The sequence below is a fragment of the Bradyrhizobium amphicarpaeae genome (genome assembly GCF_002266435.3).
Lineage (GTDB): Bacteria > Pseudomonadota > Alphaproteobacteria > Rhizobiales > Xanthobacteraceae > Bradyrhizobium > Bradyrhizobium amphicarpaeae.
The window spans coordinates 3197321-3219184 of record NZ_CP029426.2 but is presented as its reverse complement, the minus strand read 5'-3'; the positions used below and the strand labels follow the sequence as shown (position 1 = coordinate 3219184).

Sequence of the window (21864 nt, the reverse complement as noted above, 5' to 3'; positions counted from 1 at the left end):
CAGACCAACAGGGACGGAGATGGAGCTCAAGCGGACCGCCGAAGGCGAAAAGGGGTTCGAGAAGGTATTTGCCTTCCTGCGCGAACGCCTGCTCGCGGGCTCGCTCAAGCCCGGCGACCGCCTGATTTCGGAGCGCGAGCTGGCAACTCTTCTCGGTGTCAGCCGGCCGATCGTGCGCGAGGCGCTGCGTGCCCTGACCGTGCTCGGCATCGTCGAGATCCGCGATCGCATCGGCACCGTGGTGACCCGGCCGGACGTGTCGGTGCTGAACGACTTCTTCACCTTCGCGCTCGCCCAGCAGGCGGACATGCTCGACGACGTCATGCAGGCGCGCGTCGCGATCGAATGCCAGGCGATCCGCCTCGCCTGCGAGCGCGCCAACATTGCCGATTTCGAGCGCCTGCAGCGCGCCCTGGCGAGGATCGGGGAGACGATCGACGAAGCCGATGCCGGCGGCATGGCCGACTTCGACTTCCACCGCGCCATCGTCGTCGCCTCGCATTCGGAAACGCTGACGGTGCTGCATGGTTCGCTGGCCGGCCTGCTCACGCATTCGCACCGCAGCCGCCGTGAGCTGGTGCAGGCCTTTCCGTCGATGAAGACCTATCTGATCGACGACCACCGCCGCATCTTCGAGGCCGTGATTGCACGCGACCCGGAGCGCGCGGACGCGACGCTGCGCAAGCACTTTGCCATCGGCGACGAGTACCGGCGGCGCGCCATCGTCGGCGACATCGACAAGACGAGTGCCTCGGGATGATCGCGGCAGCGCGGTCGACCGGGAAGCCTATCAACCAAGAAACGGATTGATTGACATGGGACGGAACGACAAGGGCAATGTCGGCTTCATCGGCATCGGCACGATGGGCCGGGAGATGGTGCGCAACTTGCTGAAGGCCGGCCACGCAGTTCGCGTGTTCGATCTCAACGAGGCCGCACTGGCCGACAGCGCCAGCGACGGCGCGGCTCGCGCCAGGAGCCCGGCCGAGGCCGCGCAAGGCGCCGACATCGTCATCACCATGCTGCCCGACACGCCCCATGTCGAGGCAACCATTTACGGCGAGCACGGCCTGCTGAAGTCGCCGCCTTCAGGCAAGCTCATTGTCGACATGAGCACGATCTCTCCGGTCGCCGTCCGCCGCATTCATGCCGATTTGCATAAGATCGGCGTCGGCTTTCTCGACGCGCCGGTTTCGGGGGGACCCGTGGGCGCCAAGAACGCCGCGCTCTCGATCATGGCCGGCGGCGATGAAGGCGACTTTGCCAAGGCCGAGCCGTTCTTTCGTGCCATGGGCACCACCATCACGCATGTCGGCGCGGCCGGCGCCGGCCAGACCGTCAAGCTCTGCAACCAGCTGATCTGCGGAATCAACATCCAGGCGATCTGCGAAGCGCTGGCGCTTGGCCGCGCTTCGGGCCTTGACCTCAACCTGCTGCGCCGGGTGCTGCTCGGTGGCTCCGCCGCCTCCTGGATGCTCGACAAGCTCGGCCCCGCCATGATCGCGGGCGACGTCTCCGCCGGCTTCCGGATCGATCTCCAGCTCAAGGACCTTCGTCTGGTCCAGGAGCATGCGCAGGCGCTTAGCGTGCCGCTCCCCGGCACTGCGCTCGTCACCAGCCAGTATGTCGATGCGCGCGCGCATGGCGAAGGAAGCAACGGCAACCAGGCCCTGTTCCGCGTCTATGACCGCATGACCAACCAGACCACCGGCTGAACCTGATACGATGAGCCTTCAACTCGACTTTCCCGCAGTGCTGGAGCGTTGGCCTAGCTTTTTGGCCGGCGCGGCGCTGACGCTCGAGTTGGCGTTTTTCGCGACCGTGCTTGGCGCCCTGATCGGCACACTCGCAGCCGTCGGTCGCGGCTCACGGAGCGCGCTGATCGCAGGCGCTTGCAAAGTCTATGTCGAGGCGATCCGCAATACACCGCTGCTGGTGCAGATCTTCCTGGTCTATTTCGGCCTTGCCAGCCTCGGCCTGAAACTCTCCGCCTTCACCGTGGCCGTGGCCGCGCTGACGATCAATGTCGGCGCCTACACCGCCGAGATCATGCGCGCCGGCTTCGAGGCGATCCCGCGCGGACAGATCGAGGCGGCCGAGGGCCTGGCGCTCTCGCGCCTGCAGATCTACTGGCACATCATCCTGCTGCCGGCGATCGAGAAGGTCTATCCGGCGCTGACCAGCCAGTTCGTGCTGCTGATGCTGGCCTCTTCCGTCTGCTCGCAGATCTCGGCCGAGGAACTCACCGCCGTCGCAAACTACATCCAGTCGGACACCTATCGCGCCTTCGAGACCTACATCATCGTCGCCGTGCTCTACGTCATCCTGTCGCTGGTGATGCGCGCGGGCTTCTGGGGCCTTGGCCTCGTGCTGTTTCCGCGCCGTCGCCGGCTCGGCACGCCGTTGTGAGATGATCATGTCCGGACATCTCAACGTCAATCATCTGATATTCCTCGGCCAGGGCGCGCTGTGGACCATCGGCTTGTCGGTGATCGCGCTGATCGGCGGCGGCATCGTCGGTTTCGTGATCGCGCTCGCACGGATCTCGCCGTTGAAATCGGTGCGGTTCGCCAGCGCCGTCTACGTCCAGCTCGTCCAGGGCACGCCCCTGCTCGTGATCCTGTTCCTCGGTTATTTCGGCCTCGCCGCGATCGGCCTCAAGGTCTCGCCGCTCGTGGCCGCCGGCGCCTCGCTGACGCTCTATGTCGCCGCCTATCTCGGCGAGATCTGGCGCGGCTGCATCCAGTCCGTACCGAAACCACAATGGGAGGCCGCCGAAGGGCTGGCGCTGAGCCGGACCCAGCGCATGACCAAGGTCATCCTGCCGCAGGCCGTTCGCATCGCGACGCCGCCCACCGTCGGCTTCATGGTGCAGATCGTCAAGAACACCTCGCTCGCCTCCGTCGTCGGCTTCGTCGAATTGATGCGCTCCGGCCAGATCGTCAACAATTCGCTGTTCGAACCGTTTGCAATCTACGCCATCATCGCCGTCACCTATTTCGCCATGTGCTATCCGCTGTCGCTGTTCAGCCAGAGGCTGGAACGGCGGATGGGACGTGGCAGATCCAACCTTGCACCGGCCTGACATGCAACAAAACGCCCCCTCCCCGGAACCGGTCGTGTCGCTTCGCGACGTGCAAAAGAGCTTTGGCCCGCTCCGGGTCCTCGACGGCGTCAGCTTCGCGGTCGAGCGCGGCGAGGTGCTGGCACTGATCGGCCGTTCAGGCTCCGGCAAGAGCACGGCGCTGCGCTGCATCGACCGTTTCGAGAAGGTCGACGGCGGCGAGATCGTCGTGTGCGGGCATCGGGTCGACCGTCCCGACGTCGACCTGCGCGCGCTGCGCCAGGACGTCGGCATCGTGTTCCAGAGCTATAATCTGTTTCCACACCTGACGATCGAACAGAACATCACGCTGGCGCCTCGCGCCGTGAAGGGCCTTGCAAGTTCGCAGGCAAAGGACCTCGCGCGAAAAGTTCTGGCGCAAGTCGGGCTCGAAGAGAAGGTCCACGCCTATCCCGAACAATTGTCGGGCGGCCAGCAGCAGCGCGCCGCAATCGCCCGCTCGCTCGCCATGCAGCCGAAGGTCATGCTGTTCGACGAAGTCACCTCGGCGCTCGACCCCGAACTGACCGCCGAAGTGCTGAAGGTGATCGAGCAACTGGCGGCGGACGGCATGACCATGGTGATGGTCACACACGAGATGGGCTTTGCGAAAGGCATCGCCGACCGGATCGTCTTCATGCATCGCGGCAAGGTCCACGAAACCGGACCCGCCTCGATCCTGATGTCGCCGACCACGCCCGAACTCACGCAATTCGTGGGCACGGGAAACCTAAAATCATAACCGGGAGAGGAAAACCAAAGATGATCAACAGAACACTGCTGGGCACTGCCGCCGCGCTTGTCGGCTTCGTCATGATGGCCGCGACGCCGGCATCGGCCGATTTGCTCGACGACATCATGCAGGCCAAGAAGATCCGGATTTCGACCGACGTCGCCATCCCGCCTTCAGGCATGATGGATTCCAGCATGAAGCCGACCGGCTCCGACGTTGAAGTCGCGCAGCTGCTCGCCAAGGATTGGGGGCTCGAGCTCGAATTGATCCAGACCACCGGCGCGACCCGCATCCCGAACGTCCTGACCGGCAAGGCCGACATCATCATCTCGACCCTGTCGGTGACGCCCGATCGCGCCAAGGTGATCGATTTCACCAAGCGTTACGCCACGCTGCAGTCGGACGTCGGTTGCCTGAAATCGTCGACCGTCAAGGACTGGCCGGACCTGAAGGACAAGTCGATCGGCGTCTCGCGCGGCACCACGCAGGACACGACCTTGTCCAACATGAAGGACAAGGACCTCAAGATCGCGCGCTACGACGACGACGCCACCATGGTGACGGCGGCCGTCTCCGGCCAGGTGGATTGCGTCGCCTCCTCCGCGACGATCATCAACCAGATCGGCGTGAAGAACCCCTCGCGCGTGTTCGAGTCCAGAATTCCGCTCGCAACCTTCGACCTCGCCATCGGCCTGAAGAAGGGCGAGCCGCGCCTGATGGACAAGCTCAACGGCTGGATCAACGACAACGTCAAGAACGGCAAGCTCAACGCGATCTACAAGAAATTCCACGGGGTCGAGCTGCCGCCCGACATGCGCAGCTGAACGAAGAGAAGCCGTGACAGCCGCTTTCCGGCTGTCACGGTCAATGTAAAATCAAGAAGGACATCATATGCGTCTCGTCATCGGATCCGACCACGCCGGCTGGCCGCTCAAGCAGACCGTCATCGATCACATCCGCAAGCTCGGCCACGACGTCGTCGATGTCGGCTCGTATGACGACAAGCCGGTGGATTTCCCCGACATCGCGCGGGCCGTGGCGCAGAAGGTGACGTCGGGCGAAGCCACGCGGGGCATCATGGTCTGCGGCACCGGCGTCGGCGCATCGATCGCAGCCAACAAGATGAAGGGCATCCGCGCCGCGGTCTGCCACGACATTCATTCCGCACATCAGAGCGTCGAGCACGACGACGTCAACGTCATGTGCATCGGTGCGCAGATCGTCGGCGCCTGGCTCGCCGTGGATCTCGTCTCGTCCTACCTCTCCGCGGAATTCTCGACCGACGAGGATTTCCGCCGTCGGGTCGAGAAACTGCGCGTCATGGACGAGCAAGGCTGAGGCCTCTCCGCCATGATCCTGGTGTTCGGATCGCTCAACATCGATCTCGTCGCAAAGGTCCCGATCATTCCCGGCTCCGGCCGGACGGTGCTCGCGCCGTCCTACCAGACGCATTTCGGCGGCAAGGGCGCCAACCAGGCTGTTGCCGCAGCGCGGATCGCAGGACCGAGACAAGTCCAAATGGCAGGCCGCGTCGGCCGCGACGCATTTGGCGACGGCGCGATCGCGAACCTCCGGTCGAACGACGTCGACACCGCACTCGTCGTCCGCGCGGACGAACCGACCGGCTGCGCCTTCATCACCGTCGATGAAGCCGGGGAGAACGCGATCACAGTGGCCAGCGGCGCCAACATGACGGCGAATGCGGGCGACCTGCCCGCTGTGCTTTTCGGCGCCGACACCGTGCTGGTGCTTCAGATGGAAGTGCCCTTTGCGCAGGCGCTGGCAGCCGCACGCCGGACCCGTTCCGCCTCCGGCACCGTCATCTGGAATCTCGCGCCGGTTCCGGAGAAGATGACGCGGGAGATGGTGACGGAGCTTCTCGCCGCCACCGACTATCTCATCGTCAACGAGCACGAGGCGCTCGACGGCGCTGCCGCCATCGGCGTCAACGCGTCCGACTACGAAACCGCAGCCGCCGAACTCGCCAAGACCGGCAACCTCACCTGCATCGTCACCGCCGGTGCGCAAGGCGCGCTGGCGGTGACGTCCGACGGGACCCGCCTACGCGCCCCCGCCCCGCGCGTCACGCCGGTGGACACGACCGGGGCCGGCGACACCTTCGCCGGCGCGTTTGCGGCGATGATCCACGAGAGGGTTCCGCTGCAAACCGCCCTCAAGGTCGGATGCGAAGCTGCGGCCCGGAAGTGCCTCACACCGGGTGCGCAGGCCGGCATGCCGATGCGGGCACAGATTCCATCTCTCGCTTAGCGCTGTCCGCGGCTACAGTGCTCCGATTCCCGGAGCGCTACCCTTGGCCTTTCTCTTCGTCCTCATTGTCGGCCTCGTCGCCGGCACCATCTCGGGCATCGTCGGCACCGGCTCGTCGATCATGCTGATGCCGGTGCTGGTCTATGCCTATGGACCGAAGGAGGCCGTGCCGATCATGGCGGTCGCGTCCGTGATGGCGAATTTTTCGCGGATTCTGGCCTGGTGGCGCGAGGTCGACTGGCGGGCCTGCGCGGCCTATTCGGTCACGGGCATTCCGGCCGCCGTGCTCGGCGCAAGGACGCTGCTGGCGCTGCCCTCGCATGCCGTCGATCTCGCCATCGGCATCTTCCTGATCGCGATGGTGCCGGTGCGACATTGGCTGGCGCGGCACGACCTCAAGGCCAATCTCTGGCATCTGGCGATCGGCGGCGCCGTGATCGGCTATCTCACCGGCATCGTGGTCTCGACCGGCCCGCTCAGCGTGCCGCTATTCCTGTTCTATGGCCTGTCCAGAGGCGCTTTCCTTGCGACCGAGGCCGCGAGCTCGCTCGGCCTCTACTTCGCGAAATCGGTGACCTTCGAGCGCTTCGGCGCGCTGACCGGCGATGTCTTCATGAAGGGCCTGATCGCGGGCTCCTCGCTGATGTCGGGCGCCTTCATCGCAAAACGCTTCGTGCTGCACCTGAAGCCGGACATGTTCCGCCTGGTGATGGATGCCATCATGATCGCAGCCGGGCTCTCGATGCTCTGGAACGCGACGCAGCCGTAATCGCCTGCGCTCAGCCGGCGAATTCGGGCGCGATCGAGGGGCTGTCGGCGACGATGCGGCTCTCGGCCATCGGCCGCTTCTCGAGCCATTCCAGCACGGCGTCGAGCGGCTGCGGCCGCTGGTAGAGATAGCCCTGCCCGAACCTCACGCCCATCTCGCGCATGGCCGCCGCCTGCTCCGGCCGCTCGATGCCTTCGGCGACCAGAGTGAGCCCCAGCGTGCCGGCGAGCGATGCGATCACGCCGACGATCGCCTTGTCTTCGGCGCTATTGGGAATCTCGCTGATGAAGGCCTTGTCGATCTTGACCTTGTCGAGCGGGAAGCGCCTGAGATGAGCAAGCGAGCTGTAGCCGGTGCCGAAATCGTCGAGCGCGATGGTGGCACCCAGGCGGCGCAGGCGATGCAGCGTCTCGGTGGCGCTGGCAATGTTGTTGATCAGCGATCCCTCGGTGATCTCGAGCTCGAGCGAACTGGCCGCAACGTCGAAGCGCGCGCAGGTCGCGCGCAGCTCGGCGGCGAGCGAGTGGTCGGCAAGCTCGGATGGCGGCAGATTGATCGCGATCCGGATCTGCGGCCTGGCGGCGGCGGCCAGGCGTTGCAAGGCCCAGCAGGCATCGGTAAGCACGTAGCGGGTCAGCCGCGCATTGTTGCCGCTGCGTTCGATCAGCGGCAGGAATTCGCCGGGACCGATCACGCCATGTTCGGGATGGCGCCAGCGGATCAGCGCCTCCAGGCCGACGACGTCGTGGCTTTCGAGGTCGACCTGGCTCTGGTACCAGACCTCGAACTGTCCCTCGGCAAAGCCGGTGGGAATGGCGAGCTCGAGCTCCCTGCGGCGGCGGTAGTCGCGCTGGAGCGCTTCGTCGAGCACGGCGACCGTGCCGGGCGCCTTGCTCTTGGCGTGATAGAGCGCGATGTCGGCTAGCGTCGGCAGATGCGACAGCTCCGGATCGTCGGCGCGGCGAACGGCAAGGCCGATGCTGGCGCGCGGCACGACCTGCTTGTCGTGGAGCCGGATCGGTTCGGAAATGGCGTCCAGCACCTGCTGGGCGAATGCGTGCGCCGCCTTTTCGTGATCGACCTCGGGACGGATGACGACGAATTCGTCGCCGCCGAGCCGGGCCACCCAGTCCTCCGCTTCGACCGCGCCGCGAAGGCGCTCGGCGATATGGACCAGGAACTGGTCGCCGGCCTCGTGGCCGAAGGTATCGTTGATGCCCTTGAAGTCGTCGAGATCGATGAAGCAGAACGCGACCAACGCGTCCGGCCTGCCTCCATCGCGGCTCGCCACGGCCAGCCGCTCGGTCAGGGAGCGCCGGTTGGGCAGTCCCGTGAGCGGATCGTGACCGGCCATGTGCCCGAGCCGGTCGAGCGCGCCCGACGTCGTGTGCTGCATGGCGTTGAAGGCGCGCGCGAGCTGGCCGAACTCGTTGGAGGATGTGACGTCCGCCGGATAGGCCCGGCCGTCCTGCTTGCTGCGCTGGATCGCCGACATCATGGCCGCCAGCGGCCTGCCGATGAAGACGTTGGCAGAGATCCGCATCGCGATCAGGGTCGCGAACGTCGCGAGCAGGCCGACGACCAGCAGGCGCACCATCCGGCTGCCCGCGTCCGCGTAGAGCCCCGCATGGGAATAGGCGATCACGATACGGCCGGCCTGAACCGCTATGTTGCCGTTGCTGTAATGGACCGGGCGCGAGATTTCTGCGATCGAATGGTCTTCGGAGCGCGCCACCACGCGGGCGATCGCTGCGCCCGTATCGTCATAGACGGTCGCTCCCGCGATGGTCTCGTCGTTCATGATCTCGTTGAGCACGCCCGTCACCTGGTCGTAGCGCATCTTCCAGAGCGGCTCGGCGATCAGCTCGGCCCGGCTCTCGGCGACGCGGGCCATGTGGGCGTCGAGCTGACTGATCTGGGACCAGAAGCTCGAAGCCTCGATGCCGGTTGAGGCGAGCAATTGCACCAGCAGCAGCACGGGTACCGTCGCCCAGATCATGGCGCGAACGACCGGGCGCAAGCGCGGCGCGGCCGGCTCGTTGCTTGCAGGGTCGGTCATCGCCTCATCCTTGCCCATCAGTCGGCAACGCCTTCGGGAACCGGCAGGGACGAAATGAGCGCGTCGAGGGAAAAGTCATAATGGCCGCAGCGACCAGCCTTCGCCCTGAAGCGGGCAAAATCGATCCGGTCGAACGCTCGCGTCTTGATGAGGTCGCCGACCGATCCGAGATTTTGGCGGGTGATCGCGGACGTCTTGACCTCGACCCGAGGCGACACAGCCGCGAAATCGCAGCCGTCGGCATAGTCGCGCAACAGGACGATCGACCAGCCGCCGAGCAGGAAATGCCCGCCGTCGGTCAGCAGCAGGCGGCCTGCCCTGATCTCGCGCAGAGCTTCCTCCGACCAGTTGAGGCCAACGAGCTGGATGTCGCGGCCGGGCACGAGGCCGGCGGCAATCACCGCGCGCATCGCACCGAGCGCCATGGGATCGTTGCCGGCCCAGATGCCGGCGGGGCGGATCTGCTTGCGCGAGGCCCAGCTGAGATAATTCGCGGTGACGTTCTCGGCCTCCGACTGCGTCCAGTTGGCGAACAGCAGCCGGTCCACCACCACATCAGGCGCGGCGTCCACCGCGAGCTTGAGACCGGCGTTGCGCGCGATGGAAGCAGGCGTGATCTCGTCACCGCCGATGCCGAGCAAATGAATCTTGCCGTCCGGGCTCTGCCATTTCTCGTCACGCGCGGTCCGGATCAGGGCATCGGCCATCCGTGCGCCCGCGGTCTGAAGATCGGTCGTGATGTCGCCGAGCCAGGTCTTGAGCTTCTGCCTGGGCGGTCCAAGACGCACCGCATCCTCGCCGATCAGCGTGTTCGAGAGCAGCAACGTCCTGACGCCGGCGGCCTCGGCCGCTTCCATGATCGGGACGGCCGCGGACTCCTCGTTCGACAGGATGAGGAAATCGGGTTTGTCGCGGCGCGCCAGCACGCCGAAGCCGAGCTCCTGCATGGTGCGATAATTGCGCTCGCTGGTCAGCACCTCGACATGCGCGTCGAGCTTGCGGCCGGCGGCCTGCATGGTCTGCGCGACCATGTCCCAGTAGACCTCGCCGGTCTTGCCGGGATTGACGAAGACGATGTCGAGCGGCTTGGCAAGGCTGTGGCCGGCGGACGCGACGAGGCCGCAGGCCGTGCCCACAACCAGCAATATTCGCAAGAAGCCCGTCATTTTCTTTGCCGCCCCCGATGGTTCCGAGATTGGACCCGCGTCCGCTAACACTTCGCAAAATCGGTTCCCTAACGGCAGCATAAGGCTAACGAAAGGTATATCCGGCGCGCCCGACCGGGATATCGCCCCGTCATTCCGTGCTATCAGCAAGCTGAAAACCGCGACTCACCCGTTCCCCATGGCCAAGAACACGCTTTCCTTCGTCTGCCAGAACTGCGGCGCGGCCTATAACCGCTGGCAGGGCAAGTGCGAATCCTGCGGCGAGTGGAATACGCTCGCCGAGGAGGATGTCGCCGGCAGCGTCCCCGTCTCGATCCGCTCCAAGCGCAAGGGACGGACGTTCGCGCTGGAGAGCCTGTCGGGGAAAACCCAGGATGCGCCTCGCCTGTCCTCGGGCATGACCGAGCTCGACCGCGTCACCGGCGGCGGCTTCGTCCGCGGCTCGGTGCTGCTGGTCGGCGGCGATCCCGGCATCGGCAAATCGACGCTGCTGACGCAGGCCACCAGCATGATGGCGCGCGCCGGCCACCGCATCGTCTACATCTCCGGCGAAGAGGCGGTCGCGCAGGTGCGGCTGCGCGCCGAACGGCTTGGGCTCTCGGATGCACCGGTGCAGCTCGCCGCCGAAACTTCCGTCGAGGACATCGTCTCGACGCTGTCGGAAGGCGCGGTGCCGCGGCTGATCGTGATCGATTCGATCCAGACCATGTGGACCGACACGGTGGAATCCGCCCCCGGCACCGTGACCCAGGTACGGGCCTCGGCGCAGGCGCTGATCCGTTTCGCCAAGAAGACGGGCGCTGCCATCATCCTGGTCGGTCACGTCACCAAGGACGGCCAGATCGCAGGCCCCCGCGTGGTCGAGCATATGGTCGACGCGGTGCTGTCGTTCGAGGGCGAAGGCTCGCAGCAATTCCGCATCCTGCGCGCCGTGAAAAACCGTTTCGGCCCGACCGACGAGATCGGCGTGTTCGAGATGACGGGCCTGGGCTTGCGCGAAGTCACCAACCCCTCCGAGCTGTTCCTGTCCGAGCGCGACCTCGGCACGCCAGGCACCGCCGTGTTCGCGGGCATCGAGGGCACAAGGCCCGTTCTGGTCGAATTGCAGGCGCTGGTGGCGCCGACCTCGCTCGGGACACCGCGCCGCGCCGTGGTCGGCTGGGACCCGAGCCGGCTGTCGATGGTGCTGGCGGTGCTGGAAGCTCATTGCGGGGTCAAGCTGTCCGGCCATGACGTCTATCTGAACGTCGCCGGCGGCCTGCGCATCCATGAGCCGGCGGCCGACCTCGCCGCCGCCGCGGCATTGGTGTCATCCCTGGTTAATGCGCAGTTGCCGACGGATGCGGTCTATTTCGGCGAGATCTCGCTGTCGGGCGTGGTGCGCCCGGTGGCGCAGACCCCGGCCCGGCTGAAGGAAGCCGCGAAACTCGGCTTCCAGCGCGCCGTGCTGCCCGAATCGGCCCGGGGCGAGAGCAGCGGCGACGCCGGATTGACGATGAATGCGGTCAACAGCCTGACGACATTGGTGGCCGAGATCGCCGCCCGCGGCTCCCGCCGGGGCGAATCGAACGCGCCGGCGGAGAAAAATGCCACACCGGCAAGATTCCGCCGCGGAGAGGGTTAGGTGGAGGTGACGCCGGAGGCCCCCGCCGCTATACAGCCGTCACAAAAGCAGCATGGGATTGCGTGGTTGCGGCCTTGCCGGGAACGCCGTCTGCCCCTCTTTTAAGGCAGCGGCCAAACACCGATTCGTGAGAGCACCTTCGACGTACGAGCGGACCAGACCAGCCGATGCCAGTAACACTCCTCGACCTGATCCTGCTCGGTGTGATGCTGATCTCGGGCCTGCTTGCCATGGTCCGCGGCTTCATGCGCGAAATCCTGTCGATCGCAGCCTGGGGCGCGGCGGCGATCGTGACGCTGTACTCCTTTTCGAAGCTGCTCCCGACCGCCAAGAGCTATTTCAACAACGACACCGTCGCGAGCGTGGTCGTCGTCGCCGGTGTGTTCGTGGGCACCCTGGTCGTGGTCTCCGTGATCACGGTCCGGATCTCCGACATGATCCTGGATTCCAGGATCGGCGCCCTGGACCGCACCCTCGGCTTCCTGTTTGGGCTGGCTCGCGGGCTTTTGATCGTCGTGGTCGCCTTCCTGTTCTTCACCTGGCTGGTTCCGGACAAGCAGCGCCCGGACTGGGTCACGGGGGCCAAATCCCGCGTGGTGCTGCAGGGAACCGGGGATTGGCTGATGGCGCTCTTGCCTGACGACCCCGAGAACACCATCTTGAAGAGATTCAAGAAAAACAAACCAGATGATGATCAAGCTGAATCCGAGCAGCAGCCTTCGGGCAGTGGCGACGGATACAGTAAACCTGCTCGTGACGGCCTGAAAAAGCTGATCGAGAAACCTGCGGCGCGTTGATTTAGCCCCAAAGAGAGGCGCGGACGAGATGCGACACCCTGACCAGGACGCCCAATCTGATCTCGATCCAAACGCCGGCCCGGGTCCGGCCGCGCTAGAGGTTCAGGACGATCTGGAAGGAGATACGCTGCGCGAGGAATGCGGCGTCTTCGGCATCTACGGCCACCCGGACGCCGCCGCCATCACCGCGCTCGGCCTGCACGCCCTTCAGCACCGCGGCCAGGAGGCCGCCGGCATCGTCTCCTACGACGGCAGCCGCTTCCACAGTGAACGCCGGCTCGGCCTCGTCGGCGACACCTTCTCCCGCCGCGAGGTGATCGACCGCCTCCCCGGCAATATGGCCGTGGGCCATGTCCGCTACTCCACCACCGGCGCCACCATCCTGCGCAACGTGCAGCCGCTGTTTGCCGAGCTCAATGCCGGCGGTCTCGCGGTCGCCCACAACGGCAACCTCACCAACGGCCTGACGCTGCGCCGCGAGCTCGTGAAGAGCGGCGCGATGATGCAGTCGACCACCGACACCGAGGTGATCCTGCATCTGGTCGCGCGCTCCAGGCGCAGCCGCTTCATCGAGCGCTATATCGACGCGCTGCGCGAGATCGAGGGCGCCTATGCGCTGGTCTCGCTGACCAACAAGAAGCTGGTCGGCGCGCGCGATCCGCGCGGCATCCGTCCCCTTGTGCTCGGCGAGCTCGACGGCTGCCCGATCCTGACGTCGGAGACCTGCGCGCTCGACATCATCGGCGCGCGCTTCGTCCGCGACATCGACCCCGGCGAAGTCATCGTGTTCGACGAGAAGGGCCAGGACATCCACAAGCCGTTCCCGCCGATGGCGCCGCGTCCCTGCATCTTCGAATACATCTACTTCTCCCGGCCGGATTCCATCGTCCACGGCCGCTCGGTCTACGAGGTGCGCAAGGCCTTCGGTGCGCAGCTCGCGCGCGAGAGCCATGTGCCGATCGACGTCGTCGTTCCGGTGCCGGATTCCGGCGTGCCCGCCGCGATCGGCTACAGCCAGCATTCCGGCGTGCCGTTCGAGCTCGGCATCATCCGCAACCACTATGTCGGCCGCACCTTCATCCAGCCGACCCAGGCGATCCGCGAATCCGGCGTGCGCATGAAGCATTCGGCCAACCGCGCCGCGATCGAAGGCAAGCGCATCATCCTGATCGACGACTCGCTGGTGCGCGGCACCACCTCGAAGAAGATCGTGCGCATGATGCGCGATGCCGGCGCCAAGGAAGTGCACTTCCGGCTCGCTTCGCCCCCGATCCTCTATCCCGATTATTACGGCATCGACCTGCCCGACCGCGGCGGTCTTCTGGCGGCGACGCATTCGCTGGAAGAGATGCGCGAGATCATCGGCGCCGACTCGCTCGCCTTCCTGTCGATCGACGGCATGTACCGCGCCATGGGCGAGCCCGGCCGCGACCCCGCCAATCCGAAGTTCTCGGACCACTGCTTCACGGGGGCGTATCCGACCCACCTCACCGACCAGACCCAGACCGAGCAGCAGCCCCGGCAGCTGTCGCTGCTGGCGGAGGCGAGCTGACGAAGGATCGTCCCGGGGGCTCAACAGAGGCCCTTTTTCGTCATGGCCGGGCTTGTCCCGGCCATCCACGTCTGTAATACCCGCCGCAAAGAACGTGGATGGCCGGGACGTAGGCGAGCGGAAGCGACGCCGTCCTTCAGACGGCTACGCCCGGGCATGACGGAAGTATTCGACGATGACCAAACCCCTCGCCGACCGCATCGCTCTCGTCACCGGCGCCTCGCGCGGCATCGGCTATGCCACTGCAATTGCACTGGCCAAGGCCGGCGCGCATATCGTTGCGACAGCGCGCACGCAGGGCGGGCTGGAGGAGCTTGACGACGAGATCCGGAAACTGGGCGGTAGCGCCACGCTGGTGCCGCTCAACCTCACCGATTCCGACGGCATCGCGCGGCTCGGCGCCGGGCTGCACGAGCGCTACGGCAAGCTCGACATCCTCGTCGGCAATGCCGGCGTGCTCGGCCCCTCCTCGCCAATCGGCCATATCGAGCTGAAGACCTTTACCGACGTGATGGCCGTCAACGTCTCCGCCAACTTCCAGCTGATCCGCTGCATGGAGCCGCTGCTGAAGCAGTCCGACGCCGGCCGCGCCGTGTTCGTCACGTCGGGTGCTGCCAACAAGGCGACAGCCTATGTCAGCCCCTACGCGGCGTCGAAGGCCGCGCTGGAGACGCTGGCCCGCGCCTGGGCGCAGGAGACGGCGAACACCAAGCTGCGCGTCAACCTGTTCAACCCCGGCCCGGTCCGCACCCGCATGCGCGCCACGCTGATGCCGGGCGAAGACCCGGCGACGCTCGACACCGCAGAGCAGGTCTCCGAATTCATCGTGCCGATGTGCGCGCCCGACTGGACCGAGACCGGCAAGTTCTACGACTACAAGACCCGAAGCCTGATGAGCTTCCGCTCGCCCGCGTAGTCCCTTGCCTGATTGACTCGACTGCCTCCCCGCGATTGACTGCCCGCGCGCAAGCGGCAGCAAGCCGCACGCCAAAAAGGGAGGTTGCCATGGCGCCATGGCATGATCGCGCAGGCTCTGCGTCTGCGCCCGTACGTCACGCTCTCTCCATTCTGATCGCAGCCGTCGTCTTCGCGCTCCCATGTGCGGCGACCGCCGGCGACGTCCCGACCTTCGCGGTCGATGCCTCCTGGCCGAAGCAGCTGCCCAACAACTGGATCCTCGGCCAGGTCGGCGGCATCACCGTCGATAAGCAGGGGCATATCTGGGTGATCCATCGCCCGCGCTCGCTCACGGATGACGAGAAGGGAGCGAGCCTCAGCCCGCCGCGCTCGAAATGCTGCGTGTCGGCGCCGCCCGTGCTCGAGTTTGATGCCGAGGGCAATCTGCTGCGCTCATGGGGTGGTCCCGGCCAGGGCTACGAATGGGTCGGCCGCGAGCACGGCATCGAGGTCGACGAACGCGGCTTCGTCTGGGTCGGTGGCAATGCCGACAACGACAACGCTATTTTGAAGTTCACGCTCGACGGCAAGTTCGTCGCCCAGATCGGCAAGATCGCGCCGAGCCTCGGCAGCAACGACACGACCCAGCTCGGCAAGCCCGCCGAGACCGCGATCGACAAGGAGGCCAACGAGATCTACGTCGCCGACGGCTACGGCAATCGCCGCGTCATCGTGTTCGATGCGACGACGCTCGCCTACAAGCGGCATTGGGGCGCCTATGGCAACAAGCCCGACGACACCAAGCAAGGGCCGTACGATCCCAAGGCCCCAGTGTCGCAACAATTCGGCAATCCCGTGCACTGCGTGAAGCTCGCCAATGACGGTCTCGTCTACGTCTGCGACCGCATCAACAACCGCATCCAGGTGTTCAAGAAGGACGGCAGCTTCGTAAAGGAGTTCTTCTTCGAGAAGAACACGCTCGGCAACGGCGCGGTGTGGGACATCGCGATCTGGCCCGATCCGAAGCAGACCTATTTGCTCAGCGCCGACGGCGAGAACAACGAGATCCGGGTGATCAAGCGCGACGACGGCAGCGTCGTCGGCAGCTTCGGGCACAACGGCCGCAACGCCGGTCAATTCCACTGGGTCCATGCCATGGCGATCGACGCCGGGGGTAACGTCTATACCGCCGAGGTCGACACCGGAAAGCGCATCCAGAAATTCAAGCTGACGTCGGACGCGCTCAAGTAGCGTCTCAACGCATTTTGCCCAAAAGTTAACCGACGGATGACGCTGCGAAGCAGCGTCATCCGGCTTTAGGCGCATTGCCGCCGGCCCTGGGACAGGCTAGAGCCATCAGCCGGAACCGGGCTCCGCAAGAGAGCCGTCCGCATATTTGACAATGGAGGAAACCTTTTATGACGACGACGACGTTCGCGCGCCGCTCCGCGGCCCTTCTGGCCTGTGCCGCCTTCGGTTTTGCAACATCCGCCTACGCGCAGGACAAGACCGTCAAGATCGGCGTGCTCAACGACATGTCGAGCCTCTATGCCGACATCGGCGGCCCCAATTCCGTGGTTGCCGTGAAGATGGCCGTGGAAGATTCGGGTCTGGCTGCGAAGGGCTGGACCATCGAGGTCGTCAGCGGCGACCACCAGAACAAGCCTGACGTCGGCGTCAACATCGCGCGGCAATGGGTCGACACCCAGAAGGTCGACATGATCACCGACACGCCCAATTCCGGCGTGGCACTGGCCGTCAGCAACATCGCCAAGGAAAAGAACGTCGTCCTGGTCAACAATGGCGGCGCCAGCGCCGACCTCACGGGCAAGGCCTGCAACGCCAACACCATCTCCTACACCTACGACACCTATATGCTCGCCAACGGCACCGGCAAGGCGCTGACCAAGGCCGGTGGCGACAGCTGGTTCTTCCTGACCGCGGACTACGCCTTCGGCGCGGCGCTCGAGCGTGACACCAGCGCGGTCGTCACCGCCAACGGCGGCAAGGTCATCGGTGGCGTCAAGCATCCGCTCAACACCTCGGATTTCTCCTCCTTCCTGCTGCAGGCGCAGAACTCCAAGGCCAAGATCATCGGCCTCGCCAACGCCGGCGGCGACACCACCAACTCGATCAAGCAGGCGGCCGAATTCGGCATCGTCGAGGGCGGCCAGAAGCTCGCCGCGCTTCTCCTTTTCATCAACGACGTTCACTCGCTCGGCCTGAAAACCGCGCACGGCCTGACCTTCACGGAATCCTTCTACTGGGATCTCAACGACAAGACGCGCGCCTGGTCGAAGCGCTTCCAGGAAAAGACGGCCAACAAGGCCATGCCTTCGATGACACAGGCCGGCAACTATGCCGGCGTGTTGCACTACCTGAAGGCTCTCGAAGCCCTCGGCGGCAACCCGCATGACGGCGCCAAGGTCGTCGCCAAGATGAAGGAAATCCCGACCGACGATCCGCTGTTCGGCAAGGGCCCGCTGCGCGAGGATGGCCGTCGCATCATCCCGGCGTATCTGTTCGAGGTGAAGAAGCCCGAGGAGTCCAAAGGCCCGTGGGACTACTACAAGCAGATCGCCACGATCTCGGCGGAAGACGCCGCCAAGCCGCTCAAGGACAGCGAGTGCCCGCTGGTGAAGAAGTGAGCGGCAACGCGTAGCACACATCGTAGGGCGGGTTAGCCGCAAGGCGTAACCCGCCTCTTTTCTTACGCAGGGGGCGGTGGCGGATTACGCTTCGCTGATCCGCCCTACTGGCCTGGGGCCCTTTGCCCATCCTACGAGACCGTCCTCGTAACCAGCGTCCGCACCGCGATCGCCACGCAGACCACCATCAGCATCGCCGCGAGCAGGAACGGCGCGCCGGGCAGATGCAGCGGCGCGCTGGCGCCGATGAAATAAGAAAATGTGAGCGTGAACAGGAACGGGCCGACGAGCTGCGATACGCTCTGCACGCTCGCGGTCGCGCCCTGGAGCTGGCCCTGCTGATCGGGCGCGACCAGCCGCGTCATCAGCGCTTGCGAGGCTGCACCCGAGATGCCCCACAGCGCCAGAATGGGAATCCCGATCCAGGACAGCGGCCCGGTCGGTGCACTGCCGAGCACCAAAAAGCCGAGTGCGCCACAACACAGGCCGAACAGGAGCGCATTCCGCTCGCCGAGCACCCGCACGATGGCGCCGATTGCGAGCCCCTGCACCACCATGGCGCAGATGCCGACCATCGCCAGCGTCAATCCCACGGTCTTGGAATCCCAGCCGTAGCGATAGGTCGCATAGAGCACGAAGGTCGAGGGCAGCACGACATGCGCGACCTGCGCGATGAAATTGACGACGGACAACGCGGCAAGCATCGCATTGGAGCGCAGCAGGCGGAGCGCACCGACCGGACTGGCGCTCCTCCAGCGGAACGGCGCGCGCTTGTCCGGCGCGAGCGATTCCGGCAGCACGAACAGCCCGTAGAGCGCATTGGCGAAGCTGAGGGCGGCCGACGCCCAGAACGGCAGGCGCGGATCGATATCGCCGAGCAGGCCGCCCAGCGCCGGCCCCAGGATGAAGCCGGCGCCGAAGGCCGCGCCAATCCTGCCGAACACCGCCGCGCGCCGCTCCGGCGGCGTGATGTCGGCGATATAGGCAAACGCCGTCGAGATGCTGGCCGAGGTGATGCCGGAGATCACGCGGCCGACGAACAACCACAGCAGGGACGGCGCCAACGCCATCAGCACGTAATCGGCGGCGAGGCCGAAATTCGACAGCAGCACCACCGGCCGCCGCCCGAAACGATCCGACAGCGCCCCTAACAGCGGCGAGAACACGAACTGCATCAGCGCCCAGGCGGTGCCGAACAGGCCAAAGATGCGGGCTGCGTGCGCGGTGTCGTTGTCGACGAAGCTCTCGATCAGCTTCGGCAGGATCGGCATGATCACGCCGAGCGCGAGCATGTCCAGGAGGATGGTGACGAAGATGAAGGCGACGGCACCGCGCCGGACCGGCGCAGCGCCCTGCGCCGTCGCCTCGCCGGCGCCGTCACTCACGACGGCCGCTTTCGCTTGTGGGCGAAGGGATTGGCCTTCTCGCGCAAGGTGATACGCACCGGCGTACCCGGCAGCTCGAAAGTCTCGCGCATGGAATTGATGAGATAGCGCAGATAGGACTGCGGCACTGCGTCGGCGCGCGAGCAGAACAACACGAAGCTCGGCGGGCGCGCCTTGGTCTGGGTGATGTAATTCAGCTTGAGCCTGCGGCCGGACACGGCCGGCGGCGGATTGGCCTGGACTGCCTGCTCGAACCAGCGGTTCAATGCCGACGTCGACACGCGCTTGTTCCAGAGCGCATAGGCGTCCTGGATCGCCTGCATCAGCCGATCGATGCCCTCGCCCATCAGGCCCGAGACGGCGACGATCGGCACGCCCTTGATCTGCGGCAGCAGATGATCGGCATCGCGGCGCAGGTTCGAGATCGCGCCGCCCCCCTTGCTCTCCATCAGATCCCATTTGTTGACGGCGAGCACGACCGCGCGGCCCTCGCGCTCGATCAGGTCGGCGATGCGCAAATCCTGCTCCTCGAACCGGTTCTGCGAATCCATCATCATCACGACGACTTCGGCAAAACGGACCGCGCGCAGGGCGTCGGCGACCGAGAGCTTTTCCAGCTTCTCCTCGATGCGGGAGCGCCGGCGGAGACCAGCGGTATCGAACACGCGAAACTCGCGGCCCTTCCAGTTGATCTCGACCGCGATGGAGTCGCGCGTGGTGCCGGCCTCGGGGCTCGTCAGCAGACGTTCCTCGCCGAGCAGATGGTTGATCAGCGTCGATTTGCCGGCATTGGGCCGGCCGACGATGGCGACCCGGATCGGGCGGGTCGCGGCCTCTTCCTCGGTGAGCGGCGCGTCGTCGTCCTCGGCCTCATCGTCTTCGACAGGCTCCGGCATCAGCTTGGCGAGCGCATCGTAGAGCTCGCCCATGCCCTCGCCATGCTCGGCCGAGATCTGGATGGGATCGCCCAGGCCGAGCGCGAAGGACTCCATCGCGCCGGCATCGCCGTGCTTGCCCTCGCTCTTGTTGGCGACCAGCAGCACCGGCTTGTTGGCCTTGCGGGCGAAATCGGCGAAGGCGCGGTCGGTGGGCGTGAGGCCGACGCGGGCATCGATGACGAAGAACAGTGCGTCGGCCTGCGCGATCGCGGTCTCGGTCTGCTCCTGCATGCGCGCGGTCAGCGAGCCCTTGGCGCCCTCGTCGAGGCCGGCGGTATCAATGATGGTGAATTCGAGATCGCCGAGCCTGGCCTCACCCTCGCGGCGGTCGCGGGTGACCCCGGGCAGGTCATCGACGAGCGCGAGCTTCTGCCCAACCAGGCGGTTGAACAGCGTCGATTTGCCGACATTGGGTCGGCCGATGATGGCGATCGTGAAGGACATCGGTCATTCGTGCGCTGCCGGAGCCGCGCCTGTCAATGAAAGGAAAAAATTAGCGCGAGAAGCTGCCGCTCGGCAGCGGCGCCGGGAAGGCTCCCTGCGATTGCTGCTGCGTGGTCTGGGTCGGCTGCGCCTGCTGGACCGGCTGGTCCGGCGGCGGCGCAGTGGTGCGCTTGCGGACGATCTTGTGCTTGGGCGGCGGAGCGGCCGTGGCCGGCGCCGCCTCCGGCTGGGCCTCGCCGTCGACTTCGCCGGCGGGCGGCTCCGCGGGCGCGACGGCTGCGGCGGCGGGCTGCCTCGTGTGCTTCGCCTTGGCTCCCTTCGCCGGCTTGGCGGGCTCGGGCTGCGGCTCCGCAGGCAAAGCCGCGACGGCAGGCGCGTTCGGATCCGGCTGTTGCTGCTGCGCGCCCTTGTACATTTCCTTCGGGACGCCCTGCTCGAGGCCCGGCACGCCCTCCGGGAAGACCGGCTTGCGGTCGCCCGGCAGCTTCTTCTTGGTGTCGAGGAAGTCGAGCATGTCGCTTGGATCGAAGCTGGAGCAGCCGCCCAGGACGCCCGTGAAGGCGATCAGGACGGCGGCTGCGATCAAGCGTGGCGTGCGGCGCATATCGTATCTCGTCTAGGTCAGAGAGCCGTATTCAGCTCTTCTTGCTCAGCTCTCTGTACTCAGCTCTTCTTGCTCAGCTCTTGGCGACGGGCGGAAGCAGGGCCTGGAGCGCCTCGGCCCGCGAGCGCAGGCCGGGCGGCGTTTCGCCGTCTTCACCGATCGCGTCGAGCCATTTGCGGGCCGCGGTCATGTCGTTGTTGCGCCACGCCGACAGCGCCAGCATCTCGCGGGCGCTGTGGCGGAAGGTCGATTTGGGTGCCGCGGAAGGCTCCAGCCGCTGCTGCATCTCGGCATAGGGCGCGCTGTCCAGCAGCAGACCGGCGGCGCGGATCCTGGCCAGATCCTGCCACTCACCACCGACGCTGCGGTCGGCAGCGATGTCGTCATACATCTTGGCGGCAGCCTTGGCGTCGCGGGGCGCCGCCTCGGCCGCGGCGCGCAGCCGCGCCAGGGTGCGATAGCCCGACGGCGCCTTGGCGGCGAGCTCGGTGAAGGCGGCCTCCGCCTCGGCATGCTTGTCCTGGTCGGACAGTTCGGCCGCCTTCTCGAAGGCGGCGCCAGCCTCGGCGGCCTTCTTGGCCTCCAGATACTGATAGCCGCGCCAGCCGCCCACGGCCGCCACGACCAGCACCATCAGGGCGATGAAGTGGACCGAGTATCTATCCCACAGCTTCTTGAGCTGTTCGCGACGGACTTCCTCGTCGACTTCGTCAAATAATTCAGACACTTATGCTAATCCCATGCCCGTCCGGGTGCGCGCGCCGAAGCGTTCGCGTCAGGAATCCCGTCCCCCACGTGGCGGCGAGGTACCCTAACGATATGGCGCTGGCAAGGCAAAGCGAGCCCGATCAAGGCGTTAACCACCCGGGACAGCCCG

The 21864-nt window shown here is 65.8% G+C and carries 21 protein-coding genes; 15 read left to right on the top strand and 6 right to left on the bottom strand.

Annotated elements, in window-relative coordinates; translation table 11 throughout:
• The first annotated feature begins 19 nt into the window (after window positions 1–19).
• The 9 genes from CIT40_RS14770 (at window position 20) to CIT40_RS14730 (ending at window position 6873) form a co-directional block, all read left to right on the top strand.
• A complete protein-coding gene (locus CIT40_RS14770) occupies window positions 20–760 on the top strand; it encodes a FadR/GntR family transcriptional regulator (protein WP_094896659.1) in 741 nt (246 codons plus the stop codon).
• 55 nt (window positions 761–815) lie between these two features.
• Window positions 816–1715 (top strand): NAD(P)-dependent oxidoreductase, encoded by a 900-nt coding sequence (locus tag CIT40_RS14765; RefSeq protein WP_094896658.1) that lies wholly within the window; start codon window positions 816–818, stop codon window positions 1713–1715.
• A gap of 10 nt (window positions 1716–1725) precedes the next feature.
• Window positions 1726–2409, top strand: coding sequence for an amino acid ABC transporter permease (locus CIT40_RS14760; RefSeq protein WP_094896657.1), 684 nt, complete (start codon window positions 1726–1728; stop codon window positions 2407–2409).
• Window positions 2410–2416: 7 nt separating this feature from the next.
• Window positions 2417–3085, top strand: a complete 669-nt coding sequence (locus CIT40_RS14755; protein WP_094896776.1) for an amino acid ABC transporter permease — start codon at window positions 2417–2419, stop codon at window positions 3083–3085.
• Window position 3086: 1 nt separating this feature from the next.
• Complete coding sequence (locus tag CIT40_RS14750) at window positions 3087–3845, top strand: amino acid ABC transporter ATP-binding protein (protein WP_094896656.1); 759 nt, start codon at window positions 3087–3089, stop codon at window positions 3843–3845.
• Window positions 3846–3865: 20 nt separating this feature from the next.
• Window positions 3866–4660, top strand: coding sequence for a transporter substrate-binding domain-containing protein (locus CIT40_RS14745; RefSeq protein ID WP_094896655.1), 795 nt, complete (start codon window positions 3866–3868; stop codon window positions 4658–4660).
• 67 nt (window positions 4661–4727) lie between these two features.
• Window positions 4728–5174, top strand: a complete 447-nt coding sequence (rpiB, locus tag CIT40_RS14740) for a ribose 5-phosphate isomerase B (RefSeq protein WP_094896654.1) — start codon at window positions 4728–4730, stop codon at window positions 5172–5174.
• Window positions 5175–5186: 12 nt separating this feature from the next.
• Entirely contained in the window at window positions 5187–6104 is a 918-nt protein-coding gene (locus CIT40_RS14735; RefSeq protein WP_094896653.1) for a ribokinase, read from the top strand.
• Between the two features lie 43 nt (window positions 6105–6147).
• Window positions 6148–6873, top strand: a complete 726-nt coding sequence (locus CIT40_RS14730) for a sulfite exporter TauE/SafE family protein (protein ID WP_094896652.1) — start codon at window positions 6148–6150, stop codon at window positions 6871–6873.
• Window positions 6874–6883: 10 nt separating this feature from the next.
• Here CIT40_RS14730 and CIT40_RS14725 read toward each other — a convergent pair whose 3' ends face one another.
• Both CIT40_RS14725 and CIT40_RS14720 read right to left on the bottom strand, forming a co-directional pair.
• Window positions 6884–8932 carry a putative bifunctional diguanylate cyclase/phosphodiesterase gene (locus tag CIT40_RS14725; protein WP_414645420.1) on the bottom strand — a complete coding sequence of 683 codons (2049 nt, stop codon included), beginning with the start codon at window positions 8930–8932 and terminating at the stop codon, window positions 6884–6886.
• A 17-nt stretch (window positions 8933–8949) separates the two neighbouring features.
• Window positions 8950–10098: an ABC transporter substrate-binding protein gene (locus tag CIT40_RS14720; protein ID WP_094896650.1), complete on the bottom strand. Its 1149-nt coding sequence runs from the start codon at window positions 10096–10098 to the stop codon at window positions 8950–8952.
• A 178-nt stretch (window positions 10099–10276) separates the two neighbouring features.
• Here CIT40_RS14720 and radA point away from each other — a divergent pair, with 178 nt between their 5' ends.
• The 6 genes from radA (at window position 10277) to CIT40_RS14690 (ending at window position 17616) form a co-directional block, all read left to right on the top strand.
• Window positions 10277–11722, top strand: coding sequence for a DNA repair protein RadA (radA, locus tag CIT40_RS14715; protein ID WP_094896649.1), 1446 nt, complete (start codon window positions 10277–10279; stop codon window positions 11720–11722).
• Between the two features lie 167 nt (window positions 11723–11889).
• Window positions 11890–12519 (top strand): CvpA family protein, encoded by a 630-nt coding sequence (locus tag CIT40_RS14710; protein ID WP_094896648.1) that lies wholly within the window; start codon window positions 11890–11892, stop codon window positions 12517–12519.
• A gap of 28 nt (window positions 12520–12547) precedes the next feature.
• Window positions 12548–14071, top strand: a complete 1524-nt coding sequence (gene purF / locus CIT40_RS14705; RefSeq protein ID WP_094896647.1) for an amidophosphoribosyltransferase — start codon at window positions 12548–12550, stop codon at window positions 14069–14071.
• A gap of 175 nt (window positions 14072–14246) precedes the next feature.
• Entirely contained in the window at window positions 14247–14987 is a 741-nt protein-coding gene (locus CIT40_RS14700) for an SDR family NAD(P)-dependent oxidoreductase (RefSeq protein WP_094896646.1), read from the top strand.
• 89 nt (window positions 14988–15076) lie between these two features.
• A complete protein-coding gene (locus CIT40_RS14695; protein ID WP_094896645.1) occupies window positions 15077–16219 on the top strand; it encodes an NHL repeat-containing protein in 1143 nt (380 codons plus the stop codon).
• 167 nt (window positions 16220–16386) lie between these two features.
• Entirely contained in the window at window positions 16387–17616 is a 1230-nt protein-coding gene (locus tag CIT40_RS14690) for an ABC transporter substrate-binding protein (protein ID WP_094896644.1), read from the top strand.
• A 131-nt stretch (window positions 17617–17747) separates the two neighbouring features.
• On the opposite strand, the gene CIT40_RS14685 is transcribed toward CIT40_RS14690, so the two are convergent.
• The 4 genes from CIT40_RS14685 to CIT40_RS14670 form a co-directional block, all read right to left on the bottom strand.
• On the bottom strand, window positions 17748–19001 hold the full coding sequence (locus CIT40_RS14685) for a TCR/Tet family MFS transporter (protein WP_094896643.1): 1254 nt from the start codon (window positions 18999–19001) through the stop codon (window positions 17748–17750).
• Window positions 18998–20383, bottom strand: coding sequence for a ribosome biogenesis GTPase Der (der, locus tag CIT40_RS14680; protein WP_094896642.1), 1386 nt, complete (start codon window positions 20381–20383; stop codon window positions 18998–19000). The genes CIT40_RS14685 and der overlap by 4 nt, the downstream gene beginning before the upstream one ends.
• Before the next feature lie 49 nt (window positions 20384–20432).
• Window positions 20433–20987 (bottom strand): hypothetical protein, encoded by a 555-nt coding sequence (locus CIT40_RS14675; protein WP_094896641.1) that lies wholly within the window; start codon window positions 20985–20987, stop codon window positions 20433–20435.
• Between the two features lie 73 nt (window positions 20988–21060).
• Window positions 21061–21714, bottom strand: coding sequence for a tetratricopeptide repeat protein (locus tag CIT40_RS14670; RefSeq protein ID WP_094896640.1), 654 nt, complete (start codon window positions 21712–21714; stop codon window positions 21061–21063).
• Window positions 21715–21864: the final 150 nt, after the last annotated feature.

Coding starts and splice junctions, on each gene's coding strand:
- CIT40_RS14690 (WP_094896644.1), top strand. CDS start 16,387: ATGACGACGACGACGTTCGCGCGCCGCTCCGCGGCCCTTCTGGCCTGT.
- CIT40_RS14675 (WP_094896641.1), bottom strand. CDS start 20,987: ATGCGCCGCACGCCACGCTTGATCGCAGCCGCCGTCCTGATCGCCTTC.
- CIT40_RS14765 (WP_094896658.1), top strand. CDS start 816: ATGGGACGGAACGACAAGGGCAATGTCGGCTTCATCGGCATCGGCACG.
- CIT40_RS14745 (WP_094896655.1), top strand. CDS start 3,866: ATGATCAACAGAACACTGCTGGGCACTGCCGCCGCGCTTGTCGGCTTC.
- CIT40_RS14695 (WP_094896645.1), top strand. CDS start 15,077: ATGGCGCCATGGCATGATCGCGCAGGCTCTGCGTCTGCGCCCGTACGT.
- CIT40_RS14720 (WP_094896650.1), bottom strand. CDS start 10,098: ATGACGGGCTTCTTGCGAATATTGCTGGTTGTGGGCACGGCCTGCGGC.
- CIT40_RS14700 (WP_094896646.1), top strand. CDS start 14,247: ATGACCAAACCCCTCGCCGACCGCATCGCTCTCGTCACCGGCGCCTCG.
- CIT40_RS14770 (WP_094896659.1), top strand. CDS start 20: ATGGAGCTCAAGCGGACCGCCGAAGGCGAAAAGGGGTTCGAGAAGGTA.
- purF (WP_094896647.1), top strand. CDS start 12,548: ATGCGACACCCTGACCAGGACGCCCAATCTGATCTCGATCCAAACGCC.
- CIT40_RS14760 (WP_094896657.1), top strand. CDS start 1,726: ATGAGCCTTCAACTCGACTTTCCCGCAGTGCTGGAGCGTTGGCCTAGC.
- CIT40_RS14750 (WP_094896656.1), top strand. CDS start 3,087: ATGCAACAAAACGCCCCCTCCCCGGAACCGGTCGTGTCGCTTCGCGAC.
- CIT40_RS14735 (WP_094896653.1), top strand. CDS start 5,187: ATGATCCTGGTGTTCGGATCGCTCAACATCGATCTCGTCGCAAAGGTC.
- der (WP_094896642.1), bottom strand. CDS start 20,383: ATGTCCTTCACGATCGCCATCATCGGCCGACCCAATGTCGGCAAATCG.
- CIT40_RS14710 (WP_094896648.1), top strand. CDS start 11,890: ATGCCAGTAACACTCCTCGACCTGATCCTGCTCGGTGTGATGCTGATC.
- CIT40_RS14755 (WP_094896776.1), top strand. CDS start 2,417: ATGTCCGGACATCTCAACGTCAATCATCTGATATTCCTCGGCCAGGGC.
- rpiB (WP_094896654.1), top strand. CDS start 4,728: ATGCGTCTCGTCATCGGATCCGACCACGCCGGCTGGCCGCTCAAGCAG.
- radA (WP_094896649.1), top strand. CDS start 10,277: ATGGCCAAGAACACGCTTTCCTTCGTCTGCCAGAACTGCGGCGCGGCC.
- CIT40_RS14725 (WP_414645420.1), bottom strand. CDS start 8,932: ATGACCGACCCTGCAAGCAACGAGCCGGCCGCGCCGCGCTTGCGCCCG.